The organism is Rhizobium sp. CF122 (assembly GCF_000282035.1).
Classification (GTDB): Bacteria; Pseudomonadota; Alphaproteobacteria; order Rhizobiales; family Rhizobiaceae; genus Rhizobium.
In genome coordinates this window covers 206952-228763 of record NZ_AKKA01000023.1, presented here as the reverse complement: position 1 = coordinate 228763, position 21812 = coordinate 206952, and the positions used below count along the sequence as shown (strand labels likewise).

24 protein-coding genes are annotated in these 21812 nt (G+C 60.3%); 10 read left to right on the top strand and 14 right to left on the bottom strand.

What is annotated here, in order from left to right; translation table 11 throughout:
* Positions 1-2 precede the first annotated feature (2 nt).
* From cydD to cydX, 5 genes are all read left to right on the top strand, one after another.
* Positions 3-1697: a thiol reductant ABC exporter subunit CydD gene (gene cydD, locus PMI09_RS06650; protein ID WP_007790156.1), complete on the top strand. Its 1695-nt coding sequence runs from the start codon at positions 3-5 to the stop codon at positions 1695-1697.
* Positions 1697-3385 carry a thiol reductant ABC exporter subunit CydC gene (gene cydC, locus PMI09_RS06645; RefSeq protein ID WP_007790153.1) on the top strand — a complete coding sequence of 563 codons (1689 nt, stop codon included), beginning with the start codon at positions 1697-1699 and terminating at the stop codon, positions 3383-3385. The genes cydD and cydC overlap by 1 nt, the downstream gene beginning before the upstream one ends.
* 72 nt (positions 3386-3457) lie before the next feature.
* Positions 3458-5038, top strand: coding sequence for a cytochrome ubiquinol oxidase subunit I (locus PMI09_RS06640; RefSeq protein WP_007790151.1), 1581 nt, complete (start codon positions 3458-3460; stop codon positions 5036-5038).
* A gap of 6 nt (positions 5039-5044) precedes the next feature.
* Positions 5045-6199 carry a cytochrome d ubiquinol oxidase subunit II gene (gene cydB, locus PMI09_RS06635; protein ID WP_007790149.1) on the top strand — a complete coding sequence of 385 codons (1155 nt, stop codon included), beginning with the start codon at positions 5045-5047 and terminating at the stop codon, positions 6197-6199.
* A 12-nt stretch (positions 6200-6211) separates the two neighbouring features.
* Positions 6212-6322, top strand: a complete 111-nt coding sequence (gene cydX / locus PMI09_RS30085) for a cytochrome bd-I oxidase subunit CydX (protein WP_007790147.1) — start codon at positions 6212-6214, stop codon at positions 6320-6322.
* An 84-nt stretch (positions 6323-6406) separates the two neighbouring features.
* Here the strand turns inward: cydX and PMI09_RS06625 are convergent, their stop codons facing one another.
* A complete protein-coding gene (locus PMI09_RS06625) occupies positions 6407-6895 on the bottom strand; it encodes a GAF domain-containing protein (RefSeq protein WP_007790144.1) in 489 nt (162 codons plus the stop codon).
* Positions 6896-7274: 379 nt separating this feature from the next.
* On the opposite strand from PMI09_RS06625, the gene PMI09_RS06620 reads away from it, so the two are divergent.
* The 3 genes from PMI09_RS06620 to PMI09_RS06610 all read left to right on the top strand — a co-directional run bounded on the left by PMI09_RS06620 (position 7275) and on the right by PMI09_RS06610 (position 9182).
* Complete coding sequence (locus tag PMI09_RS06620) at positions 7275-7535, top strand: hypothetical protein (protein WP_007790142.1); 261 nt, start codon at positions 7275-7277, stop codon at positions 7533-7535.
* A 64-nt stretch (positions 7536-7599) separates the two neighbouring features.
* Positions 7600-8085, top strand: coding sequence for an NUDIX domain-containing protein (locus PMI09_RS06615; protein WP_007790141.1), 486 nt, complete (start codon positions 7600-7602; stop codon positions 8083-8085).
* Between the two features lie 116 nt (positions 8086-8201).
* Positions 8202-9182 (top strand): DMT family transporter, encoded by a 981-nt coding sequence (locus PMI09_RS06610; protein WP_007790140.1) that lies wholly within the window; start codon positions 8202-8204, stop codon positions 9180-9182.
* 85 nt (positions 9183-9267) lie between these two features.
* Here PMI09_RS06610 and PMI09_RS06605 read toward each other — a convergent pair whose 3' ends face one another.
* The 4 genes from PMI09_RS06605 to PMI09_RS06590 all read right to left on the bottom strand — a co-directional run bounded on the left by PMI09_RS06605 (position 9268) and on the right by PMI09_RS06590 (position 11050).
* On the bottom strand, positions 9268-9618 hold the full coding sequence (locus PMI09_RS06605; protein ID WP_007790139.1) for a hypothetical protein: 351 nt from the start codon (positions 9616-9618) through the stop codon (positions 9268-9270).
* Positions 9619-9788: 170 nt separating this feature from the next.
* Positions 9789-10091 carry a hypothetical protein gene (locus tag PMI09_RS06600; protein ID WP_007790138.1) on the bottom strand — a complete coding sequence of 101 codons (303 nt, stop codon included), beginning with the start codon at positions 10089-10091 and terminating at the stop codon, positions 9789-9791.
* Positions 10092-10194: 103 nt separating this feature from the next.
* Positions 10195-10617: a secondary thiamine-phosphate synthase enzyme YjbQ gene (locus PMI09_RS06595; RefSeq protein WP_007790136.1), complete on the bottom strand. Its 423-nt coding sequence runs from the start codon at positions 10615-10617 to the stop codon at positions 10195-10197.
* Between the two features lie 79 nt (positions 10618-10696).
* The gene (locus tag PMI09_RS06590; protein WP_007790135.1) at positions 10697-11050 is read right to left on the bottom strand and encodes a DUF1428 domain-containing protein; all 354 of its coding nucleotides are present in this window, start codon (positions 11048-11050) and stop codon (positions 10697-10699) included.
* A gap of 208 nt (positions 11051-11258) precedes the next feature.
* Here PMI09_RS06590 and PMI09_RS06585 point away from each other — a divergent pair, with 208 nt between their 5' ends.
* Positions 11259-11711, top strand: coding sequence for a VOC family protein (locus tag PMI09_RS06585; protein ID WP_007790133.1), 453 nt, complete (start codon positions 11259-11261; stop codon positions 11709-11711).
* Here the strand turns inward: PMI09_RS06585 and PMI09_RS06580 are convergent.
* Entirely contained in the window at positions 11699-12712 is a 1014-nt protein-coding gene (locus PMI09_RS06580; protein ID WP_007790132.1) for a LysR substrate-binding domain-containing protein, read from the bottom strand. The genes PMI09_RS06585 and PMI09_RS06580 overlap by 13 nt on opposite strands.
* A gap of 477 nt (positions 12713-13189) precedes the next feature.
* Between PMI09_RS06580 and PMI09_RS06570 the strand changes: the two genes are divergently transcribed.
* Positions 13190-14215, top strand: coding sequence for a porin (locus PMI09_RS06570; protein WP_007790128.1), 1026 nt, complete (start codon positions 13190-13192; stop codon positions 14213-14215).
* A 238-nt stretch (positions 14216-14453) separates the two neighbouring features.
* Here PMI09_RS06570 and PMI09_RS06565 read toward each other — a convergent pair whose 3' ends face one another.
* The 8 genes from PMI09_RS06565 to PMI09_RS06535 form a co-directional block, all read right to left on the bottom strand.
* Positions 14454-14834: a DUF427 domain-containing protein gene (locus tag PMI09_RS06565; RefSeq protein ID WP_007790126.1), complete on the bottom strand. Its 381-nt coding sequence runs from the start codon at positions 14832-14834 to the stop codon at positions 14454-14456.
* A gap of 136 nt (positions 14835-14970) precedes the next feature.
* The gene (locus PMI09_RS06560) at positions 14971-15858 is read right to left on the bottom strand and encodes a DMT family transporter (protein WP_007790124.1); all 888 of its coding nucleotides are present in this window, start codon (positions 15856-15858) and stop codon (positions 14971-14973) included.
* A gap of 69 nt (positions 15859-15927) precedes the next feature.
* Positions 15928-16728, bottom strand: a complete 801-nt coding sequence (locus tag PMI09_RS06555; protein ID WP_007790122.1) for an AraC family transcriptional regulator — start codon at positions 16726-16728, stop codon at positions 15928-15930.
* 119 nt (positions 16729-16847) lie between these two features.
* Complete coding sequence (locus PMI09_RS31670) at positions 16848-17009, bottom strand: hypothetical protein (protein ID WP_007790121.1); 162 nt, start codon at positions 17007-17009, stop codon at positions 16848-16850.
* An 80-nt stretch (positions 17010-17089) separates the two neighbouring features.
* Positions 17090-18283, bottom strand: coding sequence for a DUF930 domain-containing protein (locus PMI09_RS06550; protein WP_007790118.1), 1194 nt, complete (start codon positions 18281-18283; stop codon positions 17090-17092).
* A gap of 158 nt (positions 18284-18441) precedes the next feature.
* Positions 18442-18735, bottom strand: a complete 294-nt coding sequence (locus PMI09_RS06545; RefSeq protein ID WP_007790116.1) for a GYD domain-containing protein — start codon at positions 18733-18735, stop codon at positions 18442-18444.
* A 209-nt stretch (positions 18736-18944) separates the two neighbouring features.
* On the bottom strand, positions 18945-20999 hold the full coding sequence (gene rpoD / locus PMI09_RS06540) for an RNA polymerase sigma factor RpoD (protein WP_007790109.1): 2055 nt from the start codon (positions 20997-20999) through the stop codon (positions 18945-18947).
* A 456-nt stretch (positions 21000-21455) separates the two neighbouring features.
* On the bottom strand, positions 21456-21803 hold the full coding sequence (locus tag PMI09_RS06535) for a GFA family protein (protein WP_007790107.1): 348 nt from the start codon (positions 21801-21803) through the stop codon (positions 21456-21458).
* Positions 21804-21812 lie beyond the last annotated feature (9 nt).

The following is a 21812-nucleotide window of genomic DNA, read 5'->3' as shown; positions in this document are numbered from 1 at the left end:
CTATGGGGAGTGCTTGCTTAGACGCAAAAGGAAAGCAGGCTTTCGGCAAGCCGGGAAAAGCTGTGTCCGGACATGGTGGCTTGCGAAAGGCAGCTGCCGTCCAGACCCTGGCATCGCTCATATGGATCCCGCAGGCGGCACTTCTCGCCACCGCAGTCGGCCGCATCGCAAACGGCGGCGGCTTCGACGACGTCTTGTGGTTTGCCGTCTATATCGCGCTGCTTGGCATAGCGAAAAGCTGTCTCGAGGCGGCTGGCGGCCGCATGACATTTCGCGCAGCACGCGCCGAACTGACGGCGCGGCGTGAACTGGCCGTCACAGCCCTTGCCCGGCGCTCGCCGATCGACAGCACAAGACCGAGCTCCGGCGAAGCCGCAAGCATCATCGGCGAACAAGCCGAGATGATCGTTCCCTACCTCTCGCGTTTTCAGCCGGCACGCTTCAAGGCAAGTGCCGTGCCGCTGGTCATCCTTGCCTGCGTCGTCCCGATTTCCTGGATTGCCGCTCTCATTCTCCTTTTCGCCATGCCGTTGATCCCCGTCTTCATGGCGTTGATTGGCTGGCGCGCGCAGGCTGCAAGCGAGAAGCAGCTGGCAGCAACCGGCGGCCTCAACGGCTTCCTCCTAGACCGCCTGCGTGGGATGGCGACCATCCGTTCACTCGACGCAGTCGATGCGACCGCAACGAGGCTCAGAGCCGACGCCCACTCGCTGAAGGCTCGCACCATGGCTGTGCTGAAGATTGCCTTCCTGTCGTCGGCCGTGCTCGAGCTCTTCGCGGCCCTGGGCGTCGCGCTGGTCGCCGTCTATATCGGCTTTTCCCTGCTCGGAGAAATTCGCTTCGGCGCCTGGATAGGCGGCCTCGATCTGACGACCGGCCTCTTCGTGCTGCTGCTTGCGCCGGCTTTCTTCGAACCGCTGCGCGAACTCTCGGCCGTCTGGCATGACCGCGCCGCCGGCGAAGCTGCGATCAAGGCGATCGATGCGCTGAATGCGGATGGCCTGATGCTGCCCGTTGCGAGCGATGCATCCAAAGCCGAAACAGCAGTCGGCGCCATCCGACTGGAGAATGTCAGCTTCCGTTATGGCAAGAACAGCAACACCGCCATCGACGACTTCAATCTGCGCATCCATCCCGGCGAGCACGTTGCCCTGCTCGGTGCCAGCGGCTCGGGCAAATCCACCCTCCTCGCACTGATCGCCGGCCACGCGACCTGCAAAACCGGCAGCGTCACCATCGACGAACAGCCGGCCAATCCGACCCTTCATGCCAAGGTCGCCTGGGTCGGCCAGAAGCCGCATATGTTTGCAGGCACCATCGCAGGCAACATTTCGCTCGGTCGGCCGGACGTTTCCATGCGGGCTGTGACAGAAGCACTCGATCTTGCCAAGCTCAGCCGCTTTGCCCGCGACCACGCTCGACGTCCGCTTGGCGATGGTGGCATGGGAGTTTCCGGCGGCGAAGCGCTACGCCTCGCCATCGCCCGCGCCGCCTGCAATCGGGAAGCCTGCATCGTACTTGCCGACGAGCCGACCGCGCACCTCGATGCTGAAACCGCAAGCGAGATCACCGAGAGCCTGCTTGCCCTTGCCAAGGGCCGCACGCTTGTCGTCGCAACCCATGATCCGCGGCTTGCCGCGAGCATGGACCGGACCGTCGTGCTCGATCCCGAAACGACACGGGAGGCGGCTGAGTAATGAGCGCATCGCTTTCCAACCTCAAGCCGATCGTCAAGCTCTTCCTGGCCGAGCGCCGCCGGGGTTTGCTCCTCGGGGCAGCGCTCTCCGCGACCACGGTATCGGCAGGAATTGCTTTGCTCGGCCTCTCCGGCTGGTTCATTACCGCAGCCGGCATCGCCGGACTTTCGGCAGCAACGATTGCCACCTTCGACGTCTTCATGCCGTCGGCCGGCATTCGCCTGCTTGCGCTCGGCCGGACCGCCTCGCGCTACGGCGAGCGGCTGACGACCCATGACGCGACGCTCAGCATACTCGCCGCTCTGCGCGAGCGTCTGTTCCGCGGATGGGCAATGCCCGGTGCCGCACGGGAGCTTGCTCGCCGGCCCGCCCGCCTGCTTTTCCGCCTAACGGGCGACATCGATGCGCTCGACTCCCTCTATCTGCGCGTGCTGGTTCCAGCCGGCGTTGCGGTCGCTGCGGCGATTGCCGCAAGCGTGGCGCTTGTGCTGATGCATCCGCTCTTCGGACTGGCCGTCGGCATCGTGCTGCTTGCCGCCGGTCTCGGCATTCCCTTCGTCGCCGGACGCCGGGCAATGAAGCATGCCCGCCGCCGCGCCCACGGCATTGAGGCCGTTCGCGCCCGCACCATTGATCTCGTCGCCGGCCAGACCGACTTGCTGATGGCCGGACGCCTCGACGCGCGGCGTGCGGCGATCGCAGATGCCGATCACTATGCCGCCGGCGCCGACGACCGCCTGAACCGCATCGAAGCCGGTGTCACATTCGGGTTCGGGCTCACGTCAACCGCCCTACTTAGCGGTTCGCTACTGGCTGTTGCAGCCCTGGCCGGAGCAGGCACGATCAGCCCGCCGGTCGCCGCGCTTGGCGTGCTGATTACCTTCGCCGCGGTCGAGCCCTTCGGCGCCCTGCGCCGCGGTGCGATGGAGCTCGGCCGAACCTTGCTCGCCGCCGGCCGCATCGCGCCGCGCTTGTCGGAAAATGAAGGCGCGCACCGCAATGCTGCATCGGCTGCCGGCGTGGCATTTCGCCTGAACGAAGTGACCGCGGGATATGACGCTGAAATGCCTGTGCTACGCGACATTAACCTCGATCTGAAGGCCGGCGAAAAGCTCGCTCTAATTGGCGCAAGTGGCGCCGGCAAATCGACCCTGCTTTCGCTCCTGGCAACTGAAATGCGGGCCACTCACGGATCCATCGAATGTCTCAACGCCACGCTGCTGACCCAACGCACGGAGCTTTTCCGGGACAGCCTGCGCTGCAACCTCCAACTGGCCCGACCTGACGCCGACGACGACGTGCTCCGTGAAGCACTCGCCGCCGCAGGCCTCCTCCACGATATCGTCGTTCTACCGTGCGGCCTCGACACGCCGCTTGGCGAAGGCGGCATGGGGCTCTCGGGCGGTCAATCGCGCCGCCTCGCCCTCGCCCGCCTCTTTTTGCACGACGCGCCGCTCTGGCTGCTGGACGAGCCGACGGAAGGCCTCGATGGCGCAACCGCGCGCGACGTCATGTTCTGTCTGGCGCAAAAGGCGCAGGGACGCTCGCTCGTCATCGCCACGCATATCCGTCGGGAGGCCGCGATCGCGGACATCATCGTAGTCATGGACGACGGGCGCATCACAGACGTTTCACGCCGTGGAGAGGCGGCATTCGAAAAGGCTTTGAACCGGCTGAGACCGGACTGAACCACACATGACCGCCAGGCAATCCGGTTTGGCGGAACCCTTCGTACCCCGTGGGACCGTGGGAGAAAGACAATGGAACTAGACATCGTCGCGCTATCGCGCTTCCAATTTGCGCTGACTGCGCTTTACCACTTTTTATTCGTGCCTTTGACGCTCGGGCTTTCCGTACTGCTCGCCATCATGGAAACCGTCTACGTCATGACGGGCCGCCACGTCTGGCGGCAGATGACGAAGTTCTGGGGCGTACTCTTCGGCATCAACTTTGCGATCGGCGTCGCCACCGGCATCGTCATGGAGTTCCAGTTCGGCATGAACTGGAGCTACTACAGCTACTATGTCGGCGATATCTTCGGCGCCCCGCTGGCCATCGAGGGTCTCATGGCCTTCTTCCTTGAGGCAACCTTCGTCGGCCTGTTCTTCTTCGGATGGGACAAGCTTTCGAAGGTCGGTCACCTCGTGGCGACATGGTGCGTGGCGCTCGGCTCCAACTTCTCGGCGCTCTGGATCCTCGTTGCCAACGGCTGGATGCAGAACCCGGTCGGCTCGGCGCTCAATCCGCAGACGATGCGCATGGAAATCACCAGTTTCTTCGACGTGGTCTTCAACCCCGTCGCCCAGGCGAAGTTCGTCCATACCGTCTCAGCCGGTTATGTCTGTGCGTCGATCTTCGTGCTCGGCGTCTCGGCCTGGTACCTACTGAAGGGCCGGCACCTCGAAATCGCCAAGCGCTCGATGACGGTTGCGGCATCGTTCGGTCTGGCATCGGCGCTTTCGGTCGTCGTCCTCGGTGACGAAAGCGGCTATCTCGCAACCGAAAACCAGAAGATGAAGCTCGCCGCCATCGAGGCGATGTGGGAGACCGAACCGGCACCCGCCGCCTTCACCGCCTTCGGCTTTCCCGACCAGGAGGCACGCGAGACACATTTCGCCGTTCACATTCCTTGGGTGATGGGTTTGATCGGCACCCGTTCGCTGACGACGGAGATACCCGGTATCGACAAGCTCGAGCAGCAGGCGGAAGCCCGCATCCGCGACGGCATCAAGGCCTACGACGCGCTGATGCAGATCCGCGCTGCAGCAACGCCGGACGGTATCGCGCCTCAGGTCCGCACCTCGTTCGAGGAACTGGGACACCAGCTCGGCTACGCTCTTCTTCTGAAGCGCTACGTTGACGATCCGCGCCAGGCGACTGAGGCGCAGATCGCCCAGGCCGCGCATGATACCATTCCGCATGTGCCGACCCTCTTCTGGTCGTTCCGCATCATGGTCGGGCTCGGCATGTTCTTCATCGTCCTGACGGCGACCTTCTTTTGGCTTTCGGCACGGCGGCACCTGGATAAGTACCCATTCCTGCTGAAGATCGCCGTTTTCGCGATCCCGCTTCCCTGGATTGCCATCGAAGCAGGCTGGATCGTTGCCGAAATCGGCCGTCAGCCGTGGGTTATCGAAGGCGTTCTGCCGACGGCAATGGCGGTGTCGAGCCTCGGCGCAAGCACGGTTCTGCTGACCATCGTCGGCTTTGCTGCGCTCTATACAACGCTCATCATCGTCGAGATGACGCTTATGATCAGAGCCATCCAGAAGGGACCGGAGCCGGACGACGAGCCGCAAGCAGAGCTTATTTCCGAAACCCTCGTTCCCGCTGCGGAGTGACCCGTCATGATCCTGCACGAACTGATAGACTACGAAATCCTGCGCTTGATCTGGTGGCTGCTTCTCGGCGTACTCCTGATCGGCTTTGCCGCCACGGATGGCTTCGATCTCGGCGTCGGCACGTTGTTGCCTTTCGTCGCCAAGACGGATACGGAGCGCCGCGTCGCCATCAACACGATCGGCCCTGTCTGGGAAGGAAACCAGGTCTGGCTGATCGTTGGCGGGGCCGCTACTTTCGCCGCCTGGCCGCCGCTTTATGCGGTGTCGTTCTCGGGCTTCTACCTCGCGATGTTCGCGATCCTGTTCGCGCTCATCCTGCGCCCGGTCGGCTTCAAGTACCGCTCGAAGCGCGAGAGCGCCCGCTGGCGCAACAACTGGGACTTCGCGCTGTTCGTCGGCGGTTTCGTACCGTCGCTGATCTTCGGCGTCGCCGTTGGCAACGTGCTGCAAGGCGTGCCGTTCCGCTTCGACCCGGCTGACATGCGCATCTTCTATGAGGGCTCGTTCTTTGGCCTTCTCAACCCTTACGCTCTGCTTTGTGGCCTGCTCTCGGTCGCCATGTTCGTCATGCACGGCGCTTCCTGGCTCGTCCTGAAAGCAAGCGGGCCGGTCGCCGAGCGGGCCAGAAGCTACGGCAGCCTCGCCGCGCTTGCCGTCATCATCCTTTTCGCGCTCGGTGGCCTCTTCCTGGTGCTCGCAGTGAACGGCTACAGCATCACCAGCGAGATCATCCCGGCCGGCCCGTCGAACCCTCTGCTCAAGACGGCCACCCACGATGGCTCCTGGCTGGCGAACTATAGCACCTACCCGTGGATGCTGATTGCGCCGATCCTCGGCTTCCTCGGTGCAGCAGCAGCCTTCCTCGCCCTCCGGGCAAAATGGGAAGTCGCTACCCTGCTCTTCAGCAAGCTCTCGATCTTCGGCATCATCTCGACCGTCGGTCTCTCGATGTTCCCGTTCATCCTGCCCTCCTCACTCGACCCGAGGTCGAGCCTGACGGTATGGGATGCCTCGTCGAGCCACACGACGCTGTTCGTCATGCTCGTCGTGTCGCTAATTTTCCTGCCGATAATCGTCGCCTACACCGCCTGGGTTTACAAAGTCCTCTGGGGCAAAGTCGACGAGAAGACGGTCACCGACAAGAGCGGCCACGCCTACTGAAGGAGAAAGACGATGTGGTATTTCGCATGGATCCTCGGCCTGCCTCTGGCCGCCGCCTTCGCCGTCCTCAACGCGATGTGGTATGAGTTGATGGACGACGAGGCCAAGAAGCGAAAGCAGTAGCGCTTAGCTCTCATTGAAAACAACGAAGGGACGCGCTTGCACGAGCGTGTCCCTTTGCTTTGAGCGATACCGAGCCGCAGAGGTTCAGTAGCTCGCCTCGACGAAAATCCGGGCCAGAGCTTCGACGCCGGCCTGATCCTCGGCGTCGAAGCGCGACGCGGTCGGGCTGTCCAGATCGATGACGCCAAGAACTTTACCATCGTGATGAAGCGGTACCACGAGTTCCGAACGCGACGCGGCGTCACAGGCGATATGCCCGGGAAACGCATTTACGTCCTCGACAAGGATCGAAGCCCCCTTTTCCACAGCCGTACCGCAAACACCGCGGCCGACCGCAATGCGGACGCATGCCGCCTTCCCCTGGAACGGCCCCAGAACCAGCTCGCTATCCGACTTGAGGAAGTAGAAGCCTGCCCAGTTCAGATCCGGCATCATTTCGAACATCAGAGCCGACGTATTCGCGGCATTGGCGATCGTATCGCTTTCACCGTGCAGCAGGCCCTTAAGCTGCTGGCAAAGCTCCGCGTAGAAATCGACCTTGTTGGTGGAATTTATGGTCGCGGCTTGAAACATATCCGTTGTCGCTTCTGTTTGCGTGGTGAGCGTCGATATAGGGGCATGCATCCCGATTGCCAAACGCAATCGTGATGAGCAGGATCGACCTTCATGTCACTAGATGGTGATAGTTATCAGCAACCATCTTGTCGGTCGATGATCCGACTCTATCTAGTGCCCTGTCGCGACCTGTTGCGGATCGCGACCTAAGTCGGCCGGCAGCTGCGGTTTGCGCGCACGGCGATATCGGGCGACGGTTAGGTAAAGCGCCTGCCGCCCCTCATTGTTAGAGCATTCCGACGAGCGGAGCAGCTATTTCGGCAGAGCTGTGCAAGAAGTCATGAAACCGCTTCGGCTGGGCAGATAGATCCATTGATTTCAAGCAGAGGTAAGGACAATGACACCGGAAGACAGACGGGCGGTTTTCAGCCACCGCCAGATAGCGGCAATTATTGAAGGCATCACGCAGGAAGACGGCACCGAAGAGCCGATCACGGGAAAATCGCTTGGCGAGGCGATCCTCTTCGTATCGGAAGAAGCGGCGACCAGCGCATCCAGCGCCCATGTCATTTACGGCGAGAACGGCTCGCTTAGCTACACCGATTGCCTGAGCGTTTACCGCGACTACGGCGTGGCTCTTCGCCAGACCCCTAATTAAAACAGCACACTGGGCGCGAACCGCGCCCAGTGCTCTTCCCCGTAAGCAGAAGGATGCAGTCGATATGGCGAAGCGAAGTGCAGGCCTGCTGATTTACCGCCTCCACGATGGTGGCTACGAGGTTCTCCTGGTTCATCCGGGGGGGCCCTACTGGGCGAAGAAGGACATCGGCGCCTGGTCGATCCCCAAGGGCCTCGTCGACGAGGACGAAGATGAACTTGATGCGGCAAGACGTGAAGCCCGCGAAGAACTGGGCGTCGACGTCGAAGGAAGCTTTCATCATCTCGGGGAATATAAGCAACCCGGTGGCAAGATCGTTGTTGCCTGGGCCGTCGAGGCCGACATCGATCTGGAAGCAACTGCCAGCAATCGCTTCCGGATGGAGTGGCCGCCGCGCTCCGGCGTGATGGTGGAATTTCCCGAAGTGGATCGAGCCGAATGGTTCACGCTGGCGGATGCGGAGCGAAAGATCCTGAAAGGTCAGCACCCCCTGCTCGTGGATTTCCTCCGACGGCGCTCGCAAAGTCCCCTGGAGGCATATGCGAGCTGATAAATGATGACAGCCGGGCTTGCGATTGTGCATGGCAGCTATTCGCAATCGGCTCTCGCGTTGCCGCCGGCGGTCCGTAAGAGTTCAAAGGCTCTCCTGCGGACGATTCTAGATCCATGACAGCCCATTCTTCGCCGCTGCGCGGTGTTCTCGTCGCGTTTGGCGCCTATGCCGTATTTGCCTTCAGCGATGCATCGATCAAGATATTGCATGGCGGGGTTCCCGCCTATCAGATCGCCTTCGTCGGCGCGCTATTCGGCTGCGCCGCGCTGCCCTTCATCAAAGGCAGAGATGACACCTGGCGCGATATCTTCAGAAGCACGAACCGCACGCTTTGGCTGCTGCGGTTCGTCTGCGGCGCAATCGGAGCAATCGCTTCGATCATCACATTCACAAAGCTGCCGATGGCTGAGGCCTTCTGTCTGCTGTTCCTTCTGCCGTCGTTCGTGACCATTCTGTCCGTCATCTTTCTCGGGGAAGACGTACGCTGGCAGCGCTGGGCCGCCGTCATCGTCGGCTTCATCGGCGTTCTGGTCGTGCTCCGTCCGGGCTTCCGCGATTTGTCGGTCGGTCATCTTGCGGCGGCGATCGGCGGCCTGGCTGCAGCAATCTCGATCGTCATCATGCGAAAGATGGGGCCGGCCGAAAAGCGCCTGTCGCTGTACGGCGCAGCCTTGCTCGGCACGCTTGCCGTCAGTGGCATTCTGATGCTGTCGGAGATGGTTGTTCCAACCCCGCGCCAGTGGTTGTTCATCGCAAGCTATGGCCTGCTTGGCGCGGCCGGTAACGTGCTGCTGATGACAGCCGCGCGGCTGGCACCGGCAAGCCTGGTCGCCCCTCCTCAGTACAGCCAGATGCTGTGGGCGATCGCATTCGGATATCTGATCTTCGACGACACGATCGACCTGCCAATGGCTGCCGGCATCGTTCTCATTATCTGCTCGGGCTTGCTGACGCTGGCGCGTGAAAAGAAGCGTGGCACGCCCCTGCCGCGAGCCGTCGTTTCAGCCGACAACCAGGCGCCGCTTGCAACATCGACCGACGAGACCGGCGACGTGGGGCAACCAGCTCAATTGGCCGCGCACGCGATCCCCTAAGTGCTAAAAAACCGCCTTTGCCGGAACCGAATGACGTTGGCAAAGGCGGTTTTCTATTTTTTTCAGAGTCTGGTGATCGGGACCGTTAGCGGCGCAGGACCGGGCAGCCGCGGATATTGCCGAAGCTGATTTCATCGGCGCCACGGCGCGTCCAGCCCTCGACGATCACGCGGCGAGGCGTGACGTCGACCACGCGGGCACGACGAAAGCCGTAGTCGCGCGCGATATCTTCTGCGAGCCGCGGGTCACAGCCACGCGGACGCGGCCGCGGGCGATCATAGTCAGGCGGTGGCGGGCGATAGTAACCGGGAGGCGGTGGCGGGCGACCACCGCCAATGTAGACGTCTACCTGGGCGGATGCCGGTGCAGCTGCTCCGGCAACAGTGCCGGCGGCGAGCAGCGTCGCAAGCCCCGCCTTGGCCAGAAATTGCATCATCGAAAGTTCTCCATCGGGGTGCGGCAGAGCCCTTCCCCATTCGATACACTCTTACCGGCAAGGTCAGGTCCAACCTTTCCGGATCTGCGCATTCATATGCGATTCGCACAAAGCAGGGCGAAAATGGCGCGGCCAAGGCAAGCTGACGGCGCCATTGTGGACGACGCCAATCAGCGGCGGATCAAGGGGCATCCGCGAACGTTGGCGAACACCATCCGGTCCCAGCCCCGATAATTGCGGCCGGAAACGACCACACGCCGCGGCGTGACGTTCGTGACGCGCGCGTAGCGCAGACCTGTCCAACGTGCCTTCTGGACAGCTTTCACGGGCGAGCAGGCATACACGGGACGGTATTGGACATCGACAGCTGGTGCACGTCCCCATTCCGAAGCCGAGGCGGTCGGTGCCGCGAACGGGTTCGATGCCAATGCGATAAGGGCGGCAAACGAAGCCTTGGCGATGAAATGGGTCATGACACTACTCTGTGAACGGTTGCTTACATCTCCCACCCGGGATTTGTGGTGACCATAACCCTCTGAAAATGAATGATCTTCGAACCGGCCGTTCAGTTCCGGTTCAGCCGCTCAGATGCAGCACGATCTCGCGCCGATGCGGCCGGTCGCGGTGTTCGAACAGGTAAATCCCCTGCCACGTGCCGAGCGCGAGCCGCCCGCCGACAACCGGAATGCCGATGGAAACCTGCGTCAACGCAGCCTTGATATGCGCCGGCATATCGTCCGGTCCTTCGGTGGTATGAACAATCCAGCGCATCGAAGGGTCGGAAGCGGGAGGCACCAGTCGGCGAAAGAATGCATCGAGATCGGTGCGGACGTCCGGGTCGGCGTTTTCTTGAATGAGCAGCGAGCATGAGGTGTGGCGCACGAAAACGGTCAGCAGGCCCTCGGCCGCGCCACCGGCGCGAACAAAGGACGCGGCCTCCGCTGTAAATTCGTATAGGCCCTGGCCTCTGGTGGAAATGCTGATGATCTTCTGGGCCATAACTACGATTCCGCTTACGTCTCTTTTACGAGACGTGGCGTTGAGCTGCCCTCATGTCAATGCCGCTTCTGCCCGCTGCTCAAAGCTGCAGAAAGGGAACGAACCCACCAAAGATCATCCGCTTGCCATCGAAGATCGACTTCCACGCGTCGCCTTGAAGACGAGGGTCCGCCATCACTTTCGTCATAATGTCATCGCGCTCCTGGCGTGAGCCATAAACGATCCAGGAAAAAACCACGACTTCGTCGTCCGCCGCCTGCACAGCGCGCGGAAACGAGGTCAGTTCCCCATACGGCACGTCGTCGGCGATGCATTCCACAAACTCTTTTGCGCCGTAGGACTTCCATACTGCGCCTGTCGTGGCGGAAAAGGCCTTGTACGCCTCAATGTTCTTCTGCGGTACAGCCACGACGAACCCATCGACATAGGACATGTTTTTCTCCCTTTTTGCGTTGTTGCAAGTCCAAGGACAGACGGAGTTGGCTTGGACCGACATCCCTCTTCAAATTAAGATTAGGCAGCATCGGCGATAGGCAAGTGAATTGCCGCCAACTTCCGATCAGGAATAATTCGCTGCCGGTTGTCGGCAAGCCTCCTCTTTCCGCGTCCTTGCCACAGATTAAGCGCCAGGAGGACAACCGATGCAGAAGATCACACCTTGCCTTTGGTTCGATAACCAGCTCGACGACGCCATCAGCTTTTATAGGGCGATATTCAAGAACGCCGGGGACCCGCAGGTGAAGCGAGGCCCGGATGGAAAGGCATTTGCCGCGACGTTCGACCTGGAAGGCCAGCAGTTCATGGGCCTGAACGGAGGCCCTCAGTTCAGGTTCAGTGAGGCTGTCTCATTCTTCGTTCGTTGCAAGGATCAGGCGGAGGTCGACTACTACTGGGAACGGTTGCTCGATAGCGGCAAGCCGCAGCAATGCGGCTGGCTGAAGGACCGGTTCGGCGTCTCCTGGCAGATCATACCCGACGCTTTAATGCGCTATCTCAACGATCCGGACGCGGAAAAGGCCATGCGTGTGCAGGCCGCGATGATGCAGATGGTGAAGATCGATATCGCGGCGCTCGACGAGGCCTATGCAGGCTGAGCGCCGGACATCTCGATAAGCCGGGCCCGATCCTTCGCCTGTATCTCGGCCTCCTGGCACTGCGTGGTGACGCGCAGGCTGCGGAACTGCTCTACGAGAAAATCGACGAGCGCCCGAACTGCTGTCGGCAGACCTCGCGTTGCGGTGAAGACAAGGTAGATCGTCGCCTGGGACATCTGGTGATTGGGCAGAAGGCGCACGAGCCTGCCATCGCGAATTCCCTCGGCGCAGATATGGTCGGGCAGAAGCCCGACCCCTACCCCGGCGTATATCGCTTCCAGCACGGCCGCGACGCTGCGGCAGCTCATGCGCGGCTTGTGCTGATGCCGGTATCGAGTGCCATCGGGTCCGGTGAACTCCCAGACGTCCCAGTCCTGCCACTCCGTCAGCGGCCCGGCAAACGACACCGTCGGAGCGTCGACAAGACTTTCGACACCTTCGATCGACGGCAGCGAACTCGCAACTTTCTGGTTCGCCACAAGGATCAGATCCACCTTGCTGAGCACGCGCATCGTCAGTTCGGAGTCCGTCTCTTCGGCCAATTGCGCGCGAACCGCGAGATCGAGGCGCTCGTTGATGATGTCGACCCGTCGATCCGTACTGAGTATCTGCAGCTGAACCTTGGGGTAACGGTTGAGAAACTCCGGGATCATGGCGCCAAGCGAGCCATCCAGCAATCCGTGAGGCACGCTTATGCGAATCTGCCCCTGCGGTTCGCCGGTCGCATCGTTGATGGCCTTCGCGGCACGATCCGCTTCACGCAGTATGTTTTCGCAGTGATTGTAGAAGGCGCGTCCGATTTCCGTCACGCGGAATCGATTGACCGTCCGCTCCAGTAGCCTGACGCCGAGTCTTGCCTCCAGCGCTGTTATGTGCCGGCTGAGCTTCGATTTCGGCATGTTCAGCACCCGCCCGGCGGCGGAAAAGCCATTGTGACGAACGACTGCGGCAAAATAGACGAAATCGTTTAGATCCTGGAAAACACCCTCTGCGTTCAGCATCGGGCACCCCTTTCAGATAGGCCTGCGACCGTTATCGCTTACCGCTACTAAGGGGTGATGCCAACCGTATGGAACGAGAATTCGTTCCAAATTTGGAACACTGCGTTCCAATCGGTGCCCTTCAATTTGGCCTCCGGCGGGACTATCTGCGCTGAGATTTCCTTTGGCACCATTGCAATGATGGCGTCAGACGCGCTCCTGCGAGCCCCCGAGAACAGCATGACGATCACTATGCGCCGTACAAATGCGGCGTAAAGGAGTCGTATGCTTAAGTATTTGATATTGTTACATAAAAACAACATGGCACATCAAAGAACTGTCGCAAACAGGGATTTTGTTACCGGGAGAATTGATAGATTTAATCGAGGATGAAATTAAGGCTTCAGCGGTTCGCTGATCCGCCAGCCGAAAGGCAAACTATCTGAACGGCCCCATCTCCCCTGGCGGCGGTTCAATCGAAAAGGAAATGGATTTCAAATGAATATACGGATGGCATTGTTGACCTCCGCCGCAGCGTTTGCTGCTGCGTCCTCGCCGGTCTTTGCTGCTGACGCAATCGTTGCAGCAGAACCCGAGCCGGTTGAATACGTCCGCGTCTGCGACGCGTACGGCTCAGGCTACTTCTACATCCCCGGCACCGAAACCTGCCTCAAGATCAATGGCTACATTCGTTTCCAGGTTGACGGCGGTCCGGATGAGAAGGGTACGTCCGACTGGAACGCCTTCACACGCGCCCAGGTACAGTTCACCGCCAAGAGCGACACGGAATATGGCCCGCTGACCGGCGTCATCGTTTTCCGCAACAACGGCGACAACAGTTCGACCAGCACCATTCTGGATTCGGCATACATCGATATCGCCGGCTTCCGCGCTGGTCTGTTCTACTCCTGGTGGGATGACGACCTTTCTGGCGAGCCGGACGTTCTCTCCAGCTTTGAAACGCTGCACAACTCCATCCGCTACCAGTATGAAAACGGTGACTTCTACGCCGGCATCAGCGTAGACGAACTGGAAGACGGCTACTTCAAGACCGGCGAAAACCCGAACAACGTCGGCATTGCCTTCGGCGTTGGCGGCAAGGCTGGCGTAGTCAGCTACCAGGTTATCGGCGGCTACGACACGGACAACGAAGAAGGCGCTGTCCGCGGCATGCTCTTCGCTGATATCGGCCCGGGCACGCTCGGCCTGGCAGCTATCTATGCGTCTGGCCCGAACTCCTACTACTCGCAGTCGGAATGGACGGTTGCCGGCGAATACGCGATCAAGGCTACCGACAAGTGGACGATTACCCCGATGGCCCAGTACTTCGGTAACTACGTTCCTGATCTTGACACCTTCCACGGCGATTCTTTCGACGGTCTGGGCGATGCCTGGAAGGTCGGCATCACCGTCGACTATCAGATTGTCGACAACCTCTACGCCAAGGCAACGGTCGACTACACCGATCCGGACGACGCCGACGAAGTGACCAAGGGCTTCTTCCGCCTGCAGCGCGCGTTCTAATTCAAAATCCCGGCGCCCTGGATCAACCTTGGGCGCCGCCCAGTATTGCGTTTTCTGATCCGATTGACCTCCGATCAGTTACGGGGACTGGTCCGGTTTCCCTGCCGGACCGTCCTTGCTTTTCCTCCCAAGCATGCCACGCTTCCGCAGCAAGATATCTCGATCAATGGGATGCAGGGCCGAGCGGTTCCGATATCGAACGCTGCGTCAACTCACCTCGATGGGCGCTTGCGCCGCACTAACCCGGGAACTCCTCGAGAGAGTCCACCCGATCGGGGTAGAAGGCGAGATGCTCCTTGATCTCGCTGACCGCAGCATACGGATTTTCATAGGTCCAGATCGCATCCCCGGCGATGTCACCACCCGAAACGATGTTGAAATACGAGGCCTCCCCCTTATAGGGGCAATAGGTATGGTGGTCACTTCGGGTCAGAAGCGCCATGTCGACATCAGCGCGCGGTATGTATTGCACGGCGGGATAGGACGCTTCCTGCAGCGTCAACGCGTTGCGACTGTCGGCAATGACCTGACCGCCGAGCTTTACGACGACGCGCGCCGGATTGGGCCTGACGGTAATTGGATGATCGGGACCGGGTATCTTCATCGGTTGCGCAGACATCGGCAGCTCCTTTCGGCCAGAAACCAGATATAGGAACCGACGTGCCGAATTTCATGAGCCGGCCAAACGAACGGAATCGCGCTGGCTTCATCCGAGTGGCGAATCTGTGCTCATCGTATTGTGCCTTGGCCACGTTCTACCTCGCCATCGTCGCCCGTCGCTGAAACAACCCAAGCCCAACGACCGCCGCCAGCACGCAGGCGACGCCGGCGACTTGGTAGAAATGTAGCGGTTCACCGAGCATCACGAAGGCCATAAGCAACGCCGAAACCGGTGCGACTGCGGTGAAAAGCGAGGCCTCAACCCCACTCACACGCTCCGCCCCCGCATACCAGAGAATGAAGCCGGCAACAGTCGGCACCAGCGCGTAATAGATCACCGCCGACATTGCACCGGCAGGCAATGCGCTTGGCACGCCCTCCGCCAAAAGTGCCGCGACCATGGCGACAAGGAAGCCAATCCCCGTCATCAACGCGGATTGTGTCAGCGCCGGGATCGATGAACTGAGGTTCTTGTTCAGGAGGATGAACAGGCTTTCACAGATCACGGCCCCGAAAACCAGCGCGTTGCCAAGCAGGGATCCACTCCCTGCATCGGGCGAAAGAGCAATGAAGAGAACACCGGTTGCCGCCAGCGCGACCGCAAATACCATCGATGAATGGGGTCGCTCGCCCAGAACCGCAACGGAAAGCGCCCCGGCCACGACCGGCAGCGTCCCGATGATGACACCGGCGTCGGCGGCGGTCGTCAGCTTCAGGCCGGAGATCAGCAAAGTCGTGTAGCCAACGCTACCCGCCCCGGCTTGAACGAAGAGGATAATCCAGTCGCGAAACGGCAAGTTTGGCAAGCGCGTCCGGGTCATGCGCATCAAAAGCACAAAGAACGGGAAGGCTGTGGCAAAGCGCAGAGCTGTCGCCGTGAACGGCGGCATGCCTGAAGCAATGACCCGACTTGCGATCACCGCGCTGCCCACTGTGATCATCGCCAAAGTCAGATAGAGGTAACCTTGCAAATGTCGCTGCATCGTCTTCTCCCGTTTGCGCAGAAGAAAGACGAAAAACGTCTGGCAATCTTGTATGAAATTGCAGCGCGGTCAGGCGACCGCATTTGCATAGGCGCGCGGAGAGACCCCATATTTCCGGACGAACACCCGTGTCATATGGCTTTGGTCGACGAAGCCGCTGGCAAGGGCAGCCTCTGCCAAGGGCGCGCCGCCGGCGATCAGGCGCCTGGCAAGATGGATGCGGCGCTGAACCAGATAGGCATGAGGTGTCAGGCCGGTCGCCTTGGCAAAACTACGCAACACCTGGAACCGGCTGAGCCGGCTTGCGCGGGCAAGGTCCGATAGACAGATTGCCGCAGTCGGATCGCAGTCGATCATTTCCTGCGCGGTTAAAATGGACTGAGGACCAACCTGCCCTTCATTCGGCACGACCTCCGCAACGACACGCGCGACGATTTCAAGGATGGCTTCCTCATGCTGCATTCGTGGTTCCCCGGCACTGGTCACCAGCCCAAAGGCTGCCTCGAAGTGCGCGGCAATCGCTTTGTCGTGCAATACCGGATGCGGAATCTCGACAGCCGATCGCCGTCCCTCCGTGATCTCCGACACATTGGCAGCGATCATCTCGGGATCGAAGTAGAGTATCCTCCACGACCTCCCCTCGCCGATCGGCGAGCCATCATGCACTTCGTTCGGGTTGACCGTGATGATATCGCCGGCACCCGCCTCAACCATCCCGCGGCCGCTCAGGGACTTTTGCGCACCTGACGAAACCAGCCCGATGCCGAATTGCTCATGCGTATGGCGGGCGAAGCTTTGGTTGCTATCGGCAGCCACCGCCTCGATGCCGGGAACGACCGACCTGAACATGCGAAATTGACTGCGGGCCATGCGTACGCTTCCAGAGGTGACACCTTATAGTGCCAGCCCAGACGACTGAAAACAATGCAGCGGCAAGTCGGCCGGACGCCGCGAGCGCGTCAGCGATCAATGCTTATAGGCTTGGCTGATCAATGGATCGTTTCGCGAAAATCGTCGCTGGCAAGAATCGCAAAGACATCCTCAAGCGCGGCGACCAGGATGTCAGTGAGCTCGTCCCCGCGATTTTCGACAAAGGCAGCCTTGGTTGCCTCATCCTGTAATTCGAAGAAGCGCTCGATCTCATTCGACATCTCATTGTCCTTTCACGCGCCACCGACATGTGGCGATGGGAAAGAGTTAAACCGGCTATCTTGCGCCGAACTGGCGAACGCTAGTCTAAACGGCGGCTCGCCCATTCGCTTCTCGGAACAGGATCGCCGACAGCCAGGCTGAACGACTTAACTTTCATCGCTCCGTCGTCCACCTCACAACGGAAGCTGACGTTGTACCAGCGTCCAGCTGCTTTGAACGCGCTCCGCCGGACCTGGAGAACAGTTTCATTTGAAAGACGGTAGGACGGTATGAGCTCTGGCAGATATGACGGAGACCCATGGATCAACTGCTGCCGAAGCTCACTGCCGCAGAGGTTATTGAACCGAGCGCCTCGGGGCATATCACCCATTGCCGTCTTAGCCACCGGATCGTTGGTCATCTTCTGCGAAAACAACGTCTTCGCCTCCGTCAGTTCGATGGGCTTGTCCGCCTGGGCGGTTGCGGTCGCATCGGGCTTTGTTGAGTTGGGCGGTTTTCCCTGCTCGAAGCTCGTCTTGGCCTCGCTTTCGGCTCCCGCGGCAGGGCCGTTCTTCTCGGCATGGTTATCGGCCAGGTCGACCTGCGGGAGTTCGACATCCTCCGGAACCGGATTAGCGGGTGGCTCCTTGCTTTCGGGCGCCTTGGCTGCTTCCGCCATTTCCTCTGGCTTCGTTTGATCTTCTTGGGGTTCCGGTCTGGGCTCTGGTGAAGGCTTCGGCGTATCCGATTTCACACCCGCGACGGACGCATCCCCCTCCGTCGATTTTTCTGGTCCTGTATCCTTGTCGCCAAATTCCGCCACTGGGCGCAGCGCCGACAGGGGCTGCGACTTGCCAGCCTGTTCCTTGGACTGGGCTTCGGGCGGCTTTTCCGGTGGCTTCTCTTCCGGCGCTTTTGCCTCCTCCGCCGGAGGCGGCGGCGGTGGCGGAGGCGGAGGCGTCGGTGGCGGTGGCGGCGGTGGCGGTTGCTCGGCCTTTGCTTCCTTTGGCGGTTCCGCAGGCTTCTCGGCCGGCTTTTCTTCTGCCTTCTTCTCCTCCGGTTTCGGCTCCTCGGGCTTGGGCTCTTCCGGCATCTTCAGTTCCGGCGGCTTTTCCTCGGGTTTCTTCTCCTCCGGCGGCGGCACGAGGTCGACGCTGACAGTTTCTTCCTCCGGCTGGGGAGCAGGCACGGGCAGCTTCACGAGAAAGAAGGCGACGACGGCAAGGTGCAACACCACGGAGGCAAAGATGCCCCAGCCGAATGCTCCCCATTTTTTTGCCGAAACCTGCTGCATGCCTACGAACGATGCCCTACGCCACGCTACCGATGTGGCCTTTTAACAAGGCATCATCAAGCCATAAAACAAAAAAGCCTCGCGCTCCACGGACGCAATGCGTCAGCGCAGGACATGATCCACATATTTGCCAGCAGCAGGCCCGGCAGCCCGACAAATCAGCCCAGCGAACCTATGATCTCGCGATAGGCGGCCTCCGGAAATGCCTTCAATGTCCGCGTGCGCACATTGCCGGCCATTCCAAGAGACAAGTTGAAACGGGCCATCACGGCATCGTCAGGTGCCTCGCATACGGCGACTAGGTCATGATCGCCCATCGTCAGGAAAAAATTTTGGAAGGAGCCGCCCATATCGCCAAGCAGCTTCTTTGCCGCGTCCAGGCGCTTTGTCGAGTCGCGAACGTTGCGAATGCCCTGATCCGTCCAATTGATAAGCACGATGTAAGTGGTCATTGCACACCTCCCACCGGAGGGTCTCGGCCCTACGCAACAGGCTATGGCGACCTTCGCTCATGCGCTGTGGTCGGTCCTGTCCCCCGTGGAGCGTACCTTACTCCTGTCCCCATTTGACAACAAGGAACACCGTGGTCCGCGGATGCGCGCCAAAGGAAAAGCCGGGCACAAGGCCCGGCTCTCGGATGCGTTTGGTCAAAGGTGAAAACTTAGCTGTCCAGGAACGAGCGGAGCTTTCTGGAGCGGCTCGGATGCTTGAGCTTGCGTAGCGCCTTCGCCTCGATCTGACGGATACGTTCGCGGGTGACCGAGAACTGCTGACCGACTTCTTCGAGCGTGTGGTCGGTATTCATGCCGATGCCGAAGCGCATGCGCAGGACGCGCTCTTCGCGCGGCGTCAGCGATGCCAGAACACGGGTCGTCGTTTCGCGCAGGTTCGCCTGGATGGCCGCGTCGATCGGCAGAAGCGCATTCTTGTCCTCGATGAAATCGCCGAGGTGTGAATCTTCTTCGTCGCCCACGGGGGTTTCGAGCGAGATCGGCTCCTTGGCGATCTTCAGAACCTTGCGGACCTTTTCGAGCGGCATTGCGAGCTTTTCGGCCAGTTCTTCCGGCGTCGGTTCGCGGCCGATCTCATGCAACATCTGGCGCGACGTGCGAACGATCTTGTTGATCGTTTCGATCATGTGCACCGGAATACGGATCGTGCGGGCCTGGTCGGCGATCGAACGGGTGATCGCCTGGCGGATCCACCACGTCGCATAGGTCGAGAACTTGTAGCCGCGACGGTACTCGAACTTGTCGACCGCCTTCATCAAGCCGATGTTGCCCTCCTGAATGAGGTCGAGGAACTGCAGGCCGCGGTTCGTGTACTTCTTGGCGATGGAGATGACGAGACGAAGGTTCGCTTCGACCATTTCCTTCTTGGCGATGCGTGCTTCGCGTTCGCCCTTCTGCACCATGTGCACGATGCGGCGGAATTCCGAGATCGAGATGCCGGTTTCCGTTGCGAGATTCTGGATCTCCTGGCGGATGTCGCGGATCGTCGTATTTTCGCCCTTGGCGAATTCCTTCCAGCCGCGTGCGGCCAGATTGCCGATCGACTTCATCCAGTTCGGATCAAGCTCGGCGCCCTGATACTGCTCAAGGAACGAGTCACGCTTGACACCGTAGGATTCAGCCAGACGCAGCAGGCGACCTTCGTTCTGAACGAGACGCTTGTTGATGTCATAGAGCTGCTCGACGAGGGCGTCGATGCGGTTCTGGTTCAGCGACAGAGACTTGACGGCCTTGATGAGCTCATCTTTGAGTTCCTTGTAGCGGCGCTCCTGGGCGGACGACAGCGTGCCGGTGGCAGCAAGCCGCTGCTCGACCTGCTGGTCCTGAAGCTTGCGCAGCTTCTTGTAGGTCTCGGCGATGATGTCGAGCGTCTCCATGACCTGCGGACGCAGTTCCGCTTCCATAGCGGCCAGCGACAGGTTGGACTCGTCTTCGTCTTCTTCTTCCTCTTCCGGAGGCAGACCCTCGCCGCCGACATTGGTGATGTCGTCGTCGCCGGAACGGACGCGGCGCGTCTTTTCCTTTTCTTCAGCAGCCTTTCGGTCGGCCTCGATCTTCTCGGGGCTCTGGAACTGCGGTGCAGCCTTGGCTTCCGGGCCGGAATAGGTCGTTTCGAGATCGATGATCTCGCGAAGCAGCGTCGTGCCTTCGTTCAGTTCGTCACGCCAGATGATCAGCGCCTGGAACGTCAGCGGGCTCTCACAGAGACCACCGATCATCGTTTCGCGGCCGGCCTCGATGCGCTTGGCGATCGCGATTTCGCCTTCGCGCGACAGAAGCTCCACCGAGCCCATCTCGCGCAGGTACATGCGCACCGGATCGTCGGTACGGTCGGTCGGCTCTTTCTTCTTGGCGGTCGCAAGGGCGGTACCGCCAGAAGGGGCCAGTTCGCCGCCTTCGCTTTCGTCGTCGGAGCTGGAATCGTCGTCGTCGCCACCGCTGGCGCCGGCCTCTTCGGCTTCCTCGTCCTCGATGACGTTGATGCCCATATCGGACAGCATCGACATCGTGTCTTCGATCTGCTCGGACGTCACCTCTTCGGACGGCAGGACAGCATTCAGCTCGTCCATCGTCACATAGCCGCGCTTCTTCGCGGCCTTGATCATCTTCTTGACCGCGTCATCGGAAAGATCGAGAAGAGGGCCGTCGGTGCCGCCGTCGCGTTCGACTTCCGCTTCTTCGTTCTCTTTGACCTTGGTTGCCATTTATGTCGTCGCCTTCCTGACGCTATTCAAACTCGCCGCAGTGAACGGCCGCACGCAGCCGATACGCCGCATACGACCGTCTCGAATCACCTAGTCCCACCTAACGGGATGAGATTTAATGCCTGATTAACCACGATTGCCGGCGACGGACGACAGAGCTCAAAAGTCATCATATGTCCGGCCATGGTTGTGCGATCCGCCCTTGACCCAGTTCACCGCTTTCCAAGTCGAACGGTGATTCCCATATTTTTTGTTCTCGTCAAGCTTTTCTAGCAAAAAAGCCTCAGAAAACCCGGAAAAAGCCTTATCCACAGGCCCGGAACCGCTCAAGCGATTGCCAAGCATAGATAGGATGTCACCACAAGAAGACAAGAGCAGCAGGCATTCTTCTTGAACGGCAAAGTTGCCGCCAAGATTCGTCTGCCCGCCTTCAGTTGTTCAATCCGGGTCGAACGCTTAGTGAGACTGCCCATCCCAGGGTTGGATCTCTAGACTTGCAAGATCGACAGCAGGAATGCAGCGGACGTTGATGCACGCCATCTCGGCGCCATCAGGCATTTTGGCTTCGGCGAAAGGAGCAATGCCGCACGTGTCGCAGAAGCGGTGCTGAATGGTGCGCGTATTGAACGTATAGGTCGACAGGGTCTCACGCGGCGTTTTCAGCGTGAACTTGTCGCGCGCAACGAAGGCGAGCAGCCCTCCGCGCCGTCGGCAAAGTGAACAATTGCAATCAAGGGCGGAGGTGAACTCCCCGTCCACTTCGAATGCGATTTTGCCGCAATGGCAGCTTCCCTCGTAAATCATAAGTCCCCC

Coding starts and splice junctions, on each gene's coding strand:
- rpoD (WP_007790109.1), bottom strand. CDS start 20,999: ATGGCAACCAAGGTCAAAGAGAACGAAGAAGCGGAAGTCGAACGCGAC.
- PMI09_RS06595 (WP_007790136.1), bottom strand. CDS start 10,617: ATGGCCCAGAAGATCATCAGCATTTCCACCAGAGGCCAGGGCCTATAC.
- PMI09_RS06600 (WP_007790138.1), bottom strand. CDS start 10,091: ATGACCCATTTCATCGCCAAGGCTTCGTTTGCCGCCCTTATCGCATTG.
- PMI09_RS06570 (WP_007790128.1), top strand. CDS start 13,190: ATGAATATACGGATGGCATTGTTGACCTCCGCCGCAGCGTTTGCTGCT.
- cydD (WP_007790156.1), top strand. CDS start 3: ATGGGGAGTGCTTGCTTAGACGCAAAAGGAAAGCAGGCTTTCGGCAAG.
- PMI09_RS06620 (WP_007790142.1), top strand. CDS start 7,275: ATGACACCGGAAGACAGACGGGCGGTTTTCAGCCACCGCCAGATAGCG.
- PMI09_RS06550 (WP_007790118.1), bottom strand. CDS start 18,283: ATGCAGCAGGTTTCGGCAAAAAAATGGGGAGCATTCGGCTGGGGCATC.
- PMI09_RS06545 (WP_007790116.1), bottom strand. CDS start 18,735: ATGACCACTTACATCGTGCTTATCAATTGGACGGATCAGGGCATTCGC.
- PMI09_RS06585 (WP_007790133.1), top strand. CDS start 11,259: ATGCAGAAGATCACACCTTGCCTTTGGTTCGATAACCAGCTCGACGAC.
- PMI09_RS06615 (WP_007790141.1), top strand. CDS start 7,600: ATGGCGAAGCGAAGTGCAGGCCTGCTGATTTACCGCCTCCACGATGGT.
- PMI09_RS06555 (WP_007790122.1), bottom strand. CDS start 16,728: ATGGCCCGCAGTCAATTTCGCATGTTCAGGTCGGTCGTTCCCGGCATC.
- PMI09_RS06535 (WP_007790107.1), bottom strand. CDS start 21,803: ATGATTTACGAGGGAAGCTGCCATTGCGGCAAAATCGCATTCGAAGTG.
- PMI09_RS06580 (WP_007790132.1), bottom strand. CDS start 12,712: ATGCTGAACGCAGAGGGTGTTTTCCAGGATCTAAACGATTTCGTCTAT.
- cydX (WP_007790147.1), top strand. CDS start 6,212: ATGTGGTATTTCGCATGGATCCTCGGCCTGCCTCTGGCCGCCGCCTTC.
- PMI09_RS06605 (WP_007790139.1), bottom strand. CDS start 9,618: ATGATGCAATTTCTGGCCAAGGCGGGGCTTGCGACGCTGCTCGCCGCC.
- PMI09_RS06640 (WP_007790151.1), top strand. CDS start 3,458: ATGGAACTAGACATCGTCGCGCTATCGCGCTTCCAATTTGCGCTGACT.
- PMI09_RS06625 (WP_007790144.1), bottom strand. CDS start 6,895: ATGTTTCAAGCCGCGACCATAAATTCCACCAACAAGGTCGATTTCTAC.
- cydB (WP_007790149.1), top strand. CDS start 5,045: ATGATCCTGCACGAACTGATAGACTACGAAATCCTGCGCTTGATCTGG.
- PMI09_RS31670 (WP_007790121.1), bottom strand. CDS start 17,009: ATGTCGAATGAGATCGAGCGCTTCTTCGAATTACAGGATGAGGCAACC.
- PMI09_RS06610 (WP_007790140.1), top strand. CDS start 8,202: ATGACAGCCCATTCTTCGCCGCTGCGCGGTGTTCTCGTCGCGTTTGGC.
- PMI09_RS06590 (WP_007790135.1), bottom strand. CDS start 11,050: ATGTCCTATGTCGATGGGTTCGTCGTGGCTGTACCGCAGAAGAACATT.
- cydC (WP_007790153.1), top strand. CDS start 1,697: ATGAGCGCATCGCTTTCCAACCTCAAGCCGATCGTCAAGCTCTTCCTG.
- PMI09_RS06565 (WP_007790126.1), bottom strand. CDS start 14,834: ATGTCTGCGCAACCGATGAAGATACCCGGTCCCGATCATCCAATTACC.
- PMI09_RS06560 (WP_007790124.1), bottom strand. CDS start 15,858: ATGCAGCGACATTTGCAAGGTTACCTCTATCTGACTTTGGCGATGATC.